Here is a 12,704-nt window from a genome sequence, read left to right as displayed (position 1 = left end):
AACACTGAAGTGCTTGTACTTTTATGGAATAAGACCCATGGTACGACCACTAGAAAAAAATTATAAATGGAGTCAATACATGTCAATCGTGATCAGTGGTACCGGTCTATTCACCCCGCCACACAGTATTTCAAATGACGAATTAGTCACAGCATTTAATCAATATGTTGAAAATTACAACGCCGAAAATGAAGAAGCGATTAACAATGAACAGTTAACGGCTTTAAAACCTTCTTCAAGTGAGTTTATTGAAAAAGCATCAGGTATTAAAAGTCGCTATGTTATGTATAAAGATGGCGCACTTGATCCTAAAACGATGATGCCACTTATCCCTCAGCGCAGTGATGAGCAATTATCAGCACAAGCTGAAATGGCGGTAGGCGCAGCGAGACAAGCGATGGCAGCAGCCAATAAAACAGCAGACGATATCGACTTAATTATTGTTGCTTGTTCATATACACAACGCGCTTACCCTGCAATAGCGATTGAAGTACAACAAGCATTGGGCTGTAAAGGCTGGGCATACGATATGCTTGTTGCTTGTTCATCAGCAACATTCGGTATTATGAATGCCTCAAATGCTTTATGTGGCGACACAGCCAAAACCGTATTAGTGATTAATCCTGAGCTTAACTTTCCACAAATTAATTTACGCGATCGAGACAGCCATTTTATTTTTGGGGATGTTGCGACCGCTATTGTTATTGAAAAACAAGCAACCGCCACTGCTGATCATTGCTTTAAAATCTTAACAAAAAAACCCATCACCACCTTCTCTAATAATATTCGCAGTAACTTTGGCCATACAAATAAATGTGACCCTGAAACAATGCTTGATAACGATAAAATGTTTGTTCAGCAAGGGCGAAAAGTATTTAAAGAAGTACTGCCAATGGTTTCGCAATTAATTACGGAGCAAATGGAAGCTGCAAATGTTGAAGCTAAAGATTTAAAAAGGTTATTTTTACATCAAGCCAATATCAACATGAATAACTTTGTGGCGAAAAAAGTATTGGGCCGCGACCCGATAGGTAATGAAGCACCCATTATTTTAGACAAGTTTGCTAATACGGCTTCAGCAGGTTCTATTATTGCTTTTCACTTAAATCATGACGATATGATAGCGGGCGATAAAGCACTCATTTGTTCTTTTGGTGCGGGTTATTCGGCGGGTTGTCTTGTTATAGAGCATCTTTAATCAAGCGACATGCTCAAATCACTGAAGAAAACCTTACTGATTTGAGCTTTTACTAAGCTTATTAACAAAATTCACTGTGTAAAAAAGTGATTAACTTTACTATCGATGGATGCGCAATTGTATAGTAAATCGTTTGTGATTCTCGGCGAGTCTTTACCAAACCATCTTTTCTCAATCGGGCTAAATGCTGCGATAAACTCGACTGGCTTAAATCAATAAAGCCATTAAGCTCTGACACCGACATTTCTTTCTCTCCTAAATAGCAAAGTATCAATAGTCTATTTTCATTACTCATCGCTTTCAATAACTCTGCGGCTTGAGTCGCATTGCCACGCATTTCAGCTATGTTTATTTGAGTTTCATTATTCATTATCTAAGTCTTTATTGTCAGCAGAAAGTAAATATTGATTGATATTACATTAGATAGTGCTAATATAAAAGTACATTACGCTTGTCTAATATACAATTTTCAGTTAAGGATCCCTTTTGAATTACACCAGACTCCTACAAATCGCGGTTGAGAAACCTAAACTTGTTTACACCGTAGTATTACTGATGGTGGCAATAAGTCTGGCGATGATGCCAAACCTGAAAATAGATACTGACCCTGAAAATATGTTGAGTCGTGATGCTCCAGCGCGTATTTTTCATAACCAAACAAAAGCTGACTTTCAAATGCGCGATATGATCGTCGTTGGTATTGTCAGTAAAAATAATATTTTTACGCCTAATTCACTGCAAGTTGTTGAGCAGTTATCAACAAAAGTTTTGCAGATTGAAGGAGTCATAGCACAAGATTTATTATCACTGAGTGTCGTTGATAACATTACTCAAGAAAAAGACAGCCAAGGTAAAAATAGTGGTATACGTTTTGAATATTTAATGAAACAAGCACCATCTTCTCTCGAAGGCAGCTTGGAAATTCAGCAAGCAGTTAAACGTTTACCCATGCTTAACAACACGTTAGTTTCTGGTGATAACAAAGCCATTGCGATTTATGTGCCCATTCAAGCCAAAGACATGAGTTATAATATCGCCGAGCAAATTCGTACTATTAGCAAAAGTTTCCCTGCCGAACTAGTGGCTAATGTAGATTTTCATATTACCGGCTTACCTGTCGCTGAAGACCAATTTGGCTATGAGATGTTTGTACAAATGGGCGTTGCTGCACCATTAGCGGGATTAGCTATTTTTGTTTTACTTTGGTACTTTTTCCGTAATTTTCCGTTAATTATTGCGCCGATGGTGGTCGCTATGGCAACGGTGATTATCGTTATGGGTTCACTGATTGGTATGGGCTTTACTGTTCATATAATGTCATCGATGATTGCCATATTCTTAATGCCAATAGCGGTCGTTGACTCGGTACATATTCTCTCAGAGTTTGCGGAAAAATATAAAACAGGTGATGATGCAGGCGACGTAGTTAAGGGTGTAATGAAGCACTTATACACTCCTATGCTTTATACTTCAATCACCTCTGCCATTGGTTTTTATTCATTAATGCTAACCCCTATTCCACCTGTTAAAGTATTTGGCGCTTTTATTGGCACAGGTATTTTATTAGCCTTCGCACTGACTATTATTTACATTCCTGCTTATATTTCTAGTTTAAAACCCAAAACGTTAGCCAAATTACACGACGCTATTTTACGTACAGAACAAAAAGGCCGTTTAGCCAATGCATTAGAAAGCCTTGGCAGATTTGCGACTCAAAAAACCAAACTGATTCTTATGGGCTTTGTTGCATTATTTTTAATCAGCATTGAAGGTGTTAGCCGTATTGAAATTAATGATAACCCCGTCAACTGGTTTAAAGCTGATCACGAAATTAGAATAGCGGACAAAGTACTCAATGCACATTTTGCTGGCACTTATGATGCTTGGCTAGTCTTTAGAAATAACAACCGTGAAAATAGTGCTGCGGTGAGTAATTTCAAAAAAGTACTAGCGACCCTTGATATAAATTTAACTAGCGCAAAGCAAATTAATGCCTTTATAGCTGACGTTAAATCGACTGGGCAAGATTCATTTATTAATCAGAACTTATTAGTTTTATTAGATGATTTAGCCTTTTCAGCTAACGATGAAGAACAGCTAATACTAGAACAGTTAGTTAATATTACCGATACTGCTTTTAACGAAAACAAAGTATTTCTCGACCCTGATCTATTAAAGTGGCAAAGCGACTTCCAGCAAGCACTATTGACAACTGGCTTAGTAGGCAAAAGTAATGGTTTAGCTGATATTGTCAAAACAGTAAATCGTGAGCTCTTCTCAGGCGAAGATAAAGACTTTGCCCTGCCTGAATCGAGTAACGGTGTTGCACAAACATTACTGCAATATCAGTCGTCGCATCGTCCGCAAGACTTATGGCATTTTGTCACCAAAGATTATCAGCAAAGTTTATTATGGCTGCAAATGATCAGTGGTGATAATCAACATACTACCAAAGTCGTTAACTGGACCGAGGCCTACATTACCAAACATCCGATGCCAAAAGATATTAGTTATCAATGGGCGGGTAAGTCTTACTTAAACATCGTTTGGCAAGACGCAATGGTGAACGGTATGATCGACAGTTTATTATCATCGTTTGTCATCGTTTTCTTAATGATGGTTGTACTCTTTCGTTCATTAAAATACGGTATTTTAGCCATGCTACCGCTAACACTTACCATTTCAATGATCTACGGGTTAATTGGCTGGATAGGTAAAGATTACGATATGCCTATCGCGGTTTTGTCAGCCCTGACTTTAGGGCTTTCAATCGATTTTGCCATTCACTTTTTACAACGTGCACGAGAGTTAGAGAAAGAACTGGGCAGTTTAGCGCTGGCATTATCGGCGATGTTCCAAGAGCCAAGTCGCGCAATTTCACGCAATGCTATTGTAATTGCGATTGGCTTTACGCCTTTATTACTTTCGCCTCTAATACCTTATATTACGGTTGGATTTTTTCTGGCAAGTATTATGGCGCTCTCAGCATTAGTTACTCTGATGTTACTACCCGCGTTAATGACACTTTTTGCTGGCAAGCATCCCTTAAAAAATAAACATTCATAGGATATACAAATGAAATATTTATCAACTCTTTTCATTATTGCTGGGGCTATTTTAAGTTTTATGACCCATGCGGGCGACTTAACAAACGCCAATGATATTATAACTAAAGCAAATTTAGCCTCATATTATTCTGCAGACGACGGCAGTGCTCAAGCGAGAATGATTATTGTTGATGCGCAGGGTAATAAACAGATGCGACAATTTACTATCTTGCGTAAAGACCAAGCAGATTTAGGTAACCAAGATATTTTGGTGTTTTTCTCTCGCCCTACTGATGTCCAAGGCACAGTATTTAGGGTGGTAAAAAAAGTAGCAAGCGATGATGACCGCTGGCTATATTTACCAGCACTAGATTTAGTTAAACGGATTTCAGCTGGTGATAAACGTACCTCTTTTGTCGGCGCGCATTTTTTTTATGAAGATGTCTCAGGTAGAAATCCTGCAGAAGACAACTTTACTTTACTAAAAACTGACGATAAGTTTTATACCCTTAAAGCTCAACCTAAAGATCCAAACAGTGTTGAGTTCGAGCACTATATGGTTAACATTGATAAGCGTACCTTTTTACCTATGCACGTTGATTTTTATAACAGCCAAGGTAAAAAATCACGCTCACTTGAAGTATTAAAAACTGAAATTATTGATGGTTTTGCCACGGTCATGCATTCAAAAATAACCCAACATAACGATGGCAGTTATACTGAAATGCAATTTCGAAACGTAAAATATAATGTCGGCTTACCTGATGATATTTTTTCTGAACGTAGTTTACGTAATCCGCCAAAGGCATGGTTAGATTAAGATAAAAAATGCACTTAATTATCACCAAACATGGACACGCTTATCGTGCATAAATCATCACAATATATTTTACTCATAAGCAGCCTACTGATGGCTTGGCAAAGCTTGGCCAGTAACTTAGAAATAAGTGAACTAGACGATTGGGCGAGCGATGACTGGGGTGAAAAAGTTGTTTCACCCTGGAAGCTTTCAGGTTTTGTTGAAGCTGGCTATGGTTATTTATTACAAAATAATATTGTTGAATCAAATTTGTCGCTAGGTGAAATAACAGCACGTTTAAATATTGATTACAGTCATGAGTCTTTTGAGCTGGTTTCAAAAGGTGAGCTAATTTATGACGATGTATTAGCCGATACTTTTTGGGAAACGCGCGAATTAAATATCCGTTTTAGTCCAAGTAATAATACTGACGTTAAAGTGGGTCGACAAATTTTGACCTGGGGTACCGGAGATTATATCTTCCTAAATGATTTATTTGCTAAAAACTGGCAATCATTCTTTTCAGGGCGTGACAATCAATACTTAAAAGCCCCTTCAGACAGCGCGAAAGGTACATGGTATATCGGTGGTTATTCACTTGATTTTACTTGGACGCCAGCGTTCACACCCGATGTTTATTTAACGGGCGAGCGCTTTTCTTTTTATTCTCCACAAGCGCAAGATATTGTTGCTCCGGCTGCTGATTTTAGCGTACAAAAAAATAATCAGGCACAATATTCAGTACGTATTGCAACCAACAAGAATGGCACCGAATATGCTTTTTATGGCTATAAAGGTTTCTGGACAACACCTGTTGGTATATCAGAAAATCAAAACCAGCAATTACAGCCTTACTTTCCCAAAATGAATGCTTGGGGAGCAAGTGTTAGGTTACCATTAGCGGGAGGATTATTTAATGCTGAATATGCTAGCTATAACAGTGTTGAAGATAATAGTGGGAGTGATCCCTTTGTTGCTAATGGTCAAAACCGATTTCTAGTCGGGTTTGAAAGCGAGGTCATTAAAAACCTTACCGCCAGCGTGCAGTTCTATGTTGAGCAAACGAAACATTATAATGAATTTATCGTTAATTCAGTCACACCAGCAACAGAAGTTGATGAATACCGTCAATTATTAACTTTTCGTCTCACGTACAGAGCGTTTCAGCAAAAGTTAATTTATAGCCTATTCAATTTTTATTCGCCAACAGACAACGACAGTTACTTAAAACCTTCTGTAACCTACCGTTATAACGACCAGTGGTTATTTTCAGCCGGTGCTAATTTGTTTTGGGGTGACGAAAAACATACCTTTTTTGGCCAACATCAACAAAATAGTAATGCTTGGCTTAGAGTAAAAGCCCAGTTTTAAATGACGCCACCGCTTAAGACCCGATTTCGTCAGTATCAATCTGACAATAACTTACAGTTTTTCAGCATATCCTAACGATTCGATCACTGAAACTTACGAGCATTCAGAAGAAAATAGCTTCAAATATTTTGCTGAGCTTATTATGAAAAAAATTATTATTTTCATCTGTTTTAACCTACTTTTTTCTTTCAATAGTTACGGTAAAAAATCAAATGACTTTATTATTTATCTTCATCATGATGCAAACGACAGCGACTATTACTCAAGTATTGGCACCGAAGTTGTTCATCGTACACTTAATAGCTACTTAGGATTTTCAGTCACCAGCTCGCTCGGTTATGCTCAGATTACTGATAAAACCAATTATCAACATAGTTTTATCTCATGGGAAGGAGGGATGAAATTTGGTTATTTTTCTGACGTTAGTCTTTATGTAGAATTTGGTGTTGATCTCCTTGAACTTGCCTTTAATGACCGGAGTGATGACAATAACTGGCATCACAAGAATAGATATAACACCGATTTCGAAAATAATAATTTTGACCCAGCTTACAGTGACAATGATATAGATGGTTATGTCGGTATCGGGAGTTCATTTATGATTGAACGATTAAAAGTGACAGGCTTTGTTCGTTTTCGTGAAATAAGTGGTTATAACTGGCAAGCAGCAAACAATACTTTTAGTGGAATTGAATTAGCTGTCGTTTTCTAATGAAATTAACCGGGATTATTTGCTTGTTTCTTTCTGCTGCGGCAAAATAGTGGTAATAGAAATTTACGATTAATAGAGAAAAAAATGAGCGGAAATTCAGCAGCAAAAAATCAAATAAAGCAAATGCTAACCATGCAAAACGCGATGAACGCTCGCGTAAGTGAGACATGGCAGGAAAATGGTTATGAATGGTATCGCGCCATTTGGGTTGAGTGTGCTGAAATGTTAGACCATCACGGTTGGAAATGGTGGAAACATCAAGAGATTGATATTGCTCAAGTACAATTAGAGTTAGTTGATATTTTTCATTTTGGCTTAAGTCTTCGCTTAATGACGGGCGCAACGGTTGAAAGTATCACTGATACCTTAGCAACTGAATTAACGCAAAGTTCTAATGAAAAAGATTTTAAAATCGCTTTAGAAAACTTAGCATCTGCCGCAGTAACTGATAAAAGTTTTGATGCTATTGCCTTAGCTGATTGTATGCGCCTGATGAACATGGATCTTGATGAATTATTTCGTCAATACGTTGGCAAAAATACACTAAACTTCTTCCGCCAAGATCATGGTTATAAAGAAGGTACATACATCAAGATTTGGCATGGTGAAGAAGACAACGAAGTATTAGCCAAATTAGTTAATACATTAGATGCAGGCGCGAGTGATTTTCAACAACAACTTTATGCCGCTCTTGAAGCAAAGTATCCTTCATAAGACTTAGCTATAAACCTAAAAAAGGCCGTAGATAAGTATTATCTTCGGTCTTTTTATTATTGCTCCTCCCCTCATGGTAAAACAATCTACGAAATTAAGAACTGTGGCACAAATACTGCTTATTCAACTGTTATTAAGAGTACCGTCAAGAATTTGAACCGCAGGAGCAGTCTATGGAATTAATTCTATTTGCCATGATCAGCCTAATTGTTATTGTTGCTTTATTAGCTAGCCGCTTGAATGACAATAGTTTTCCTTTTCCCTTTGATAAAAAGCAAAGTCTTTTTACGCCAGCAGAGAAAAATTTTCAGAATTTGTTAGAACAAGCGCTTGGCGGAAAGTACCGTATTGTTAACCGTGTTAAACTGGCTGACATTGTCACTATTCGTCATGGTGTTTCAAGCAGAGCAAGCCAAACAGCGGTAGCCAATGCAAACAGTAAATACTTAGACTTTGCTATCTGTGACCGTGAAACGATGAAACTGTGTGGTGTTATCGATTTAGTTGATACGCAAGGTAAGGGCTATAAAATTAAAAAAGACTGGTTTGTCAGTGGCGCATTAGAATCGTCTTCAATTCCTCATATTCGCATAAAAGTTAAAACTAATTATACTGTCGACGAAATCCGCGCTTGTATTTACAGCCGACTGTTAGGTAATAGACCACCTGAGCCCAAAATTAAAGGAAAAATCATTCCTGCTCCTATGCTTAAGCCTCGTCCTAACAAAAATAGAGAAACCGTTGGTGCATTGTCGCCAATAGCAGCTCGAGCACAATTAGGCGCATCAGCAAGTAACGCCATGTCTCAGCATATTTCAGCACCACAAGTTGCGGCATTACCCCACTAGTAAATAAGTAGCATTGCCCATTCATTGAGTCAATGCGTTACTTTCATCTTTTAGATCAACATATCTTAATGTACAAATTATAACCATCTTCTCAATTGAAATATGATAACCTTGCCAAACCATCAACGAGCGTCTATTTTATGACATTATCATCATGATAAAATTAATTGCTTTTTTTACTATTATCCCTCTTTTTCTTGGCTGCAGTAACCAATTACAATTACCAGATTCAAAGTCAGGCTTCCTAAGCAGTTATGACTTATTTAAACCAAACCCGCGTATGGATAATTCTTGGGTAAGGGCTGAAGAAAATGTTAGCCTCAAAACTCTACAAAATTATAAAAAAATTGCTATCGCACCGATAGAACTGTGGTTGGAATCAAATAAGCCTTCTTATATTAAGGATGAAAATAAGCAAAAAGCATTGAACGCTTATTTCGAACAGCTACTAAAAGAAAAAATCGGTGATGAATATCAAATAGTCCCACCGGGGACAAAAAATTCGTTATTAATTCGACTCGCTTTAACCAACCTCGAAGAGAGTTCACCGGAATTTGAAGTTTTAGATGTATTACCTTTTCGTATTGTTATAAATGCGGGTGAAGGTGCATACCGGTTAGCCACTAATCAAAAGGCTGTTATTGGTGAAGCTGGTTTTGAAGCTGAATTTGTTGATACTAACTCCAATGATACGTTAATTGCTATTATTATGAACAGTAAAAGTGACGAAATGAATGTTGATGATAACCCTAATAATATTGACAGTATCAAAGTAATTATAAATGGTTGGGTGGAACAATTAGCCATCACATTAAATGAGGAAAACCTTAATTAATTGTTTGGGTTCAGCTAAATAAAAATTTTAAAGCTAATTTAATATTACTTTGAGGTATAATTTTACAATACTCATTTATTTACCAAAAAGATAATTATATGAAAGCTGGAATAATTGGCGCAATGGAGCCAGAAGTTGCTATTTTAAAAGCAAAATTAACAAATTCGACAACAACAGAACATGCAGGCTATACCTTTTATCAAGGCCAACTTAATGGCAGTGACGTTGTTATAGTACAATCAGGTATTGGTAAAGTCGCTGCCGCATTAGCTACCGCCATTTTAATTGATAAATTCCAACCTGATTACATCGTTAATACCGGTTCTGCTGGTGGCTTCGAGCAATCATTAAAAGTGGGCGACATTGTTATTAGTACAGAAGTTCGATATCACGATGTTGATGTAACCGCATTTGGCTATGAAATAGGTCAGTTACCTGGAAACCCTGCCGCTTACATTCCTCACCCAATACTTGTTAGTGCAGCGCAAGCAGGCGTTGCCAAGCTTGAGAATATACAAACATTACTTGGCTTAATCACAACGGGTGATACTTTTATGACCGCCGATGAAGATATTGCTAAAGCGCGTGCTAATTTCCCGAGCATGGCCGCAGTTGAAATGGAAGGTGCCGCAATAGCGCATACTTGTCATCAATTTAATATACCTTTTGTCGTGATTCGATCTATGTCTGATATTGCAGGTAAGGAGTCTCCTACCTCATTTGAAGCTTATTTAGAAACAGCCTCCGTGAACTCATCTCAATTAGTTGAGAATATGCTGAAGGCATTACAGGGTAAACAGTTAAATTAATAACTCTATTAACACGAAGTTAAAAACTAAATATGACTGCTAATAATCTAACAAACTTAATTGAGATAAGCCCTTTCGCCTATTCAGTTGTCATGCTTTATGGTGTGATTTTGATTAAGTATTTTACCCATTATTTAGCCAGTCATGAACCTTTACGGTTTTTCCGTTTTTTTTGTGATCAGTTAGCTAAAAAGGTCAATAAAACTAAAAACAGTGCTCGTCAGCGCTTTATCTCTGGCTTTATTGCTATTTTAGTTACACTGGCACCTTTAACTATTATTCTGTGGTTATTTGAAGCTTTTGTTGAAGCAACTTGGCTTTGGCAGAGCTTTTTACTTTATCTTGCTTTAGGTGATCTCCATCTAGGAAAAACCAGTAAAGAAATTGCTAAATTAGTCGTTGCTAACAAAAACTTTGAAGCTAAACAGTTATTAAATCCCTGGTTATTAAGAGATACAGAGCAACTTTCGTCTTTGGGTTTAGCGAAAAGCTGTATTGAAATGTTATTACTTCGAGCGATGCAAAATTTATTCACCATTAGCTTTATATTTTTGCTTATTGGCCCGCTTGCCGCATTAGTTAGCCGACTACTGATTGAAATGCATTACAGCTGGAATCATAAACAAAGTAATTTTCAGCCTTTTGGTGACAGTGTGGCGTTCATTGTTAATATTATTCAATGGTTACCCAGTCGTATTTTTTCATTGGTACTGCTTTTTGGCTGTATTGGCAAAAATTTTATTTTATTTTTTAGGCTCAGTCGCCGCTACTTTTTTCAACGAAATAACCGCTATTTATTAAATGTATTCGCCCTGTCTTTAGAAATAAAGCTTGGTGGTGTCGCAATGTACCAAAATATAAAGCTACGTAAAACAAGTTACAATGATCATGGTAGACAACCCCAAGCTACAGATATAATTCATGCAAGTAGCCGTATCAGACAAGTGTTTTATTTTTGTTTTCTATTTTTAGCAATGCTGACATTATTCACTTACTCATTTAATATCAATAGGTAACTCGCATGTATGAATTACTCTACTGGTTAGACTTATTTGGTATAATTGTTTTTGCTTTATCTGGTGCATTAATGGCTGGGCGCTATAAGCTTGACCCTTTTGGCGTTGTTGTTTTAGCTTCTGTTACTGCCATTGGCGGCGGCACCATACGCGACATCACTTTAGATACTCCTGTATTCTGGGTTGCCGACCCCATTTATCTTCATTTCATTTTAGTTACTGCTGTTTTAACCATTGTCATTATTCGACGCCCGAAACGTATTCCAAAGCGATTTTTACTTATTGCTGATGCCTTCGGTTTGGCATTATTTGCGGTATTAGGTACAGAAAAAGCATTAAGTTTGGGCGCTCCAATTTCTGTTGCTGTTGTAATGGGTACTATTACCGGCGTCGCTGGTGGGATGATCCGTGATGTAATATGTAATGTTATTCCAATGATCTTACAAAAAGAAATTTATGCTACAGCAGCAATATTAGGCGGAAGTTTATATGCGTTATTTCATTATTTAGCATGGCCGGAAGATGTCGCTATCATTTTAGCCATACTGGGGGCGCTAACACTCAGACTCGCCGCTATATATTGGCGAGTCTCCCTGCCTGCCTTTCACATAGCAGAAAAAGAAGAGCCAGAAGAAAAGAAATAATACCACCGTCTTTTATACCGACGATTGTGGCAATTTACAAATAAGCTATCCTTTTAAAATGCGTAGCTAATACCAACATTGAAAGTATCAATATCTAAGTCCCCAGCACCTTGATATTGTAAACTCGCATTAAGCCCAAAACCGTTATCCCAGCGATATTCCCAACCGGCTTCTAAGAACAAACCTGTTCCACTTTCTTCGGCAATACGCGTGTGGTTTAGGTCAATTTGATAATCATAAATGCCGCACCTACTTTGGCGTACAAACGATTGCGCTTTGATAAAGATAAGTCTGTTTTTAGCGCCAAAACAACGGCGCCATATTCGAAATTATCAGCTTGTAAGTCAAAATTATTATCGTAATCTGAAAAGCAATCTCAGGAATCTCCTGACTTTTCTTTACATTCCCAATCGTCAATATCGGCAGCGCCAACTAAACCTACTTCTAAATAGTAACTCGGTGAAAATTGATAATTATAATAAAGATAGCTAAGACCAACACCTTCACCATCAGTGTCTTTACCTTTATATTCAATACCACGACCACCATTTTGTAAACCTACGGTGTGTCGTGATTCTAGTTCGGTATTGGCAAAAGCATTCATTGAAAACGTACTTGCTGAAAGTGTTAATAATAGTGTGGCAAGAGTATTTGAGCGTTTCATAATAACATTCTTTAGTTGTTAATCCCGTTAGGATTAAGATGGCGTTA

At 37.4% G+C, this 12,704-nt stretch carries 14 protein-coding genes; 11 read left to right on the top strand and 3 right to left on the bottom strand.

Annotated features, from left to right (window positions below; all coding sequences use genetic code 11):
• The first annotated feature begins 79 nt into the window (after window positions 1-79).
• The gene (locus H4J52_RS02765) at window positions 80-1,198 is read left to right on the top strand and encodes a beta-ketoacyl-ACP synthase III (RefSeq protein ID WP_182181467.1); all 1,119 of its coding nucleotides are present in this window, start codon (window positions 80-82) and stop codon (window positions 1,196-1,198) included.
• Between the two features lie 61 nt (window positions 1,199-1,259).
• Here H4J52_RS02765 and H4J52_RS02760 read toward each other — a convergent pair whose 3' ends face one another.
• A complete protein-coding gene (locus tag H4J52_RS02760; protein WP_220460101.1) occupies window positions 1,260-1,568 on the bottom strand; it encodes a metalloregulator ArsR/SmtB family transcription factor in 309 nt (102 codons plus the stop codon).
• Window positions 1,569-1,684: 116 nt separating this feature from the next.
• Between H4J52_RS02760 and H4J52_RS02755 the strand changes: the two genes are divergently transcribed.
• The 10 genes from H4J52_RS02755 (at window position 1,685) to H4J52_RS02710 (ending at window position 11,993) form a co-directional block, all read left to right on the top strand.
• On the top strand, window positions 1,685-4,264 hold the full coding sequence (locus H4J52_RS02755) for an RND family transporter (RefSeq protein ID WP_259367806.1): 2,580 nt from the start codon (window positions 1,685-1,687) through the stop codon (window positions 4,262-4,264).
• Window positions 4,265-4,273: 9 nt separating this feature from the next.
• Window positions 4,274-5,065 carry an outer membrane lipoprotein-sorting protein gene (locus tag H4J52_RS02750; RefSeq protein ID WP_182181468.1) on the top strand — a complete coding sequence of 264 codons (792 nt, stop codon included), beginning with the start codon at window positions 4,274-4,276 and terminating at the stop codon, window positions 5,063-5,065.
• A 90-nt stretch (window positions 5,066-5,155) separates the two neighbouring features.
• Window positions 5,156-6,415 carry a hypothetical protein gene (locus H4J52_RS02745; RefSeq protein ID WP_182224178.1) on the top strand — a complete coding sequence of 420 codons (1,260 nt, stop codon included), beginning with the start codon at window positions 5,156-5,158 and terminating at the stop codon, window positions 6,413-6,415.
• A 142-nt stretch (window positions 6,416-6,557) separates the two neighbouring features.
• A complete protein-coding gene (locus H4J52_RS02740; protein WP_182181470.1) occupies window positions 6,558-7,127 on the top strand; it encodes a hypothetical protein in 570 nt (189 codons plus the stop codon).
• 84 nt (window positions 7,128-7,211) lie between these two features.
• Window positions 7,212-7,841 (top strand): dUTP diphosphatase, encoded by a 630-nt coding sequence (locus H4J52_RS02735; protein ID WP_182181471.1) that lies wholly within the window; start codon window positions 7,212-7,214, stop codon window positions 7,839-7,841.
• Window positions 7,842-8,014: 173 nt separating this feature from the next.
• Window positions 8,015-8,689, top strand: a complete 675-nt coding sequence (locus H4J52_RS02730) for a DUF2726 domain-containing protein (protein WP_182181472.1) — start codon at window positions 8,015-8,017, stop codon at window positions 8,687-8,689.
• A 154-nt stretch (window positions 8,690-8,843) separates the two neighbouring features.
• Window positions 8,844-9,524, top strand: a complete 681-nt coding sequence (locus H4J52_RS02725; protein ID WP_182181473.1) for a DUF3313 domain-containing protein — start codon at window positions 8,844-8,846, stop codon at window positions 9,522-9,524.
• A gap of 98 nt (window positions 9,525-9,622) precedes the next feature.
• Window positions 9,623-10,333 (top strand): 5'-methylthioadenosine/S-adenosylhomocysteine nucleosidase, encoded by a 711-nt coding sequence (mtnN, locus tag H4J52_RS02720; protein WP_182181474.1) that lies wholly within the window; start codon window positions 9,623-9,625, stop codon window positions 10,331-10,333.
• Between the two features lie 32 nt (window positions 10,334-10,365).
• Complete coding sequence (locus H4J52_RS02715; protein ID WP_182181475.1) at window positions 10,366-11,349, top strand: cobalamin biosynthesis protein; 984 nt, start codon at window positions 10,366-10,368, stop codon at window positions 11,347-11,349.
• A gap of 5 nt (window positions 11,350-11,354) precedes the next feature.
• Window positions 11,355-11,993, top strand: a complete 639-nt coding sequence (locus H4J52_RS02710) for a trimeric intracellular cation channel family protein (protein ID WP_182181476.1) — start codon at window positions 11,355-11,357, stop codon at window positions 11,991-11,993.
• A 53-nt stretch (window positions 11,994-12,046) separates the two neighbouring features.
• On the opposite strand, the gene H4J52_RS19825 is transcribed toward H4J52_RS02710, so the two are convergent.
• Window positions 12,047-12,175: a hypothetical protein gene (locus H4J52_RS19825; protein WP_259366714.1), complete on the bottom strand. Its 129-nt coding sequence runs from the start codon at window positions 12,173-12,175 to the stop codon at window positions 12,047-12,049.
• Between the two features lie 194 nt (window positions 12,176-12,369).
• Window positions 12,370-12,657, bottom strand: a complete 288-nt coding sequence (locus H4J52_RS02705; RefSeq protein WP_182181477.1) for a hypothetical protein — start codon at window positions 12,655-12,657, stop codon at window positions 12,370-12,372.
• Window positions 12,658-12,704 lie beyond the last annotated feature (47 nt).

This window comes from Colwellia sp. MB02u-14 (assembly GCF_014076915.1).
Taxonomy (GTDB): Bacteria; Pseudomonadota; Gammaproteobacteria; order Enterobacterales; family Alteromonadaceae; genus Colwellia_A.
The sequence above is the reverse complement of the archived record's forward strand: the minus strand, read 5'-3'. Positions and strand labels throughout refer to the sequence as shown.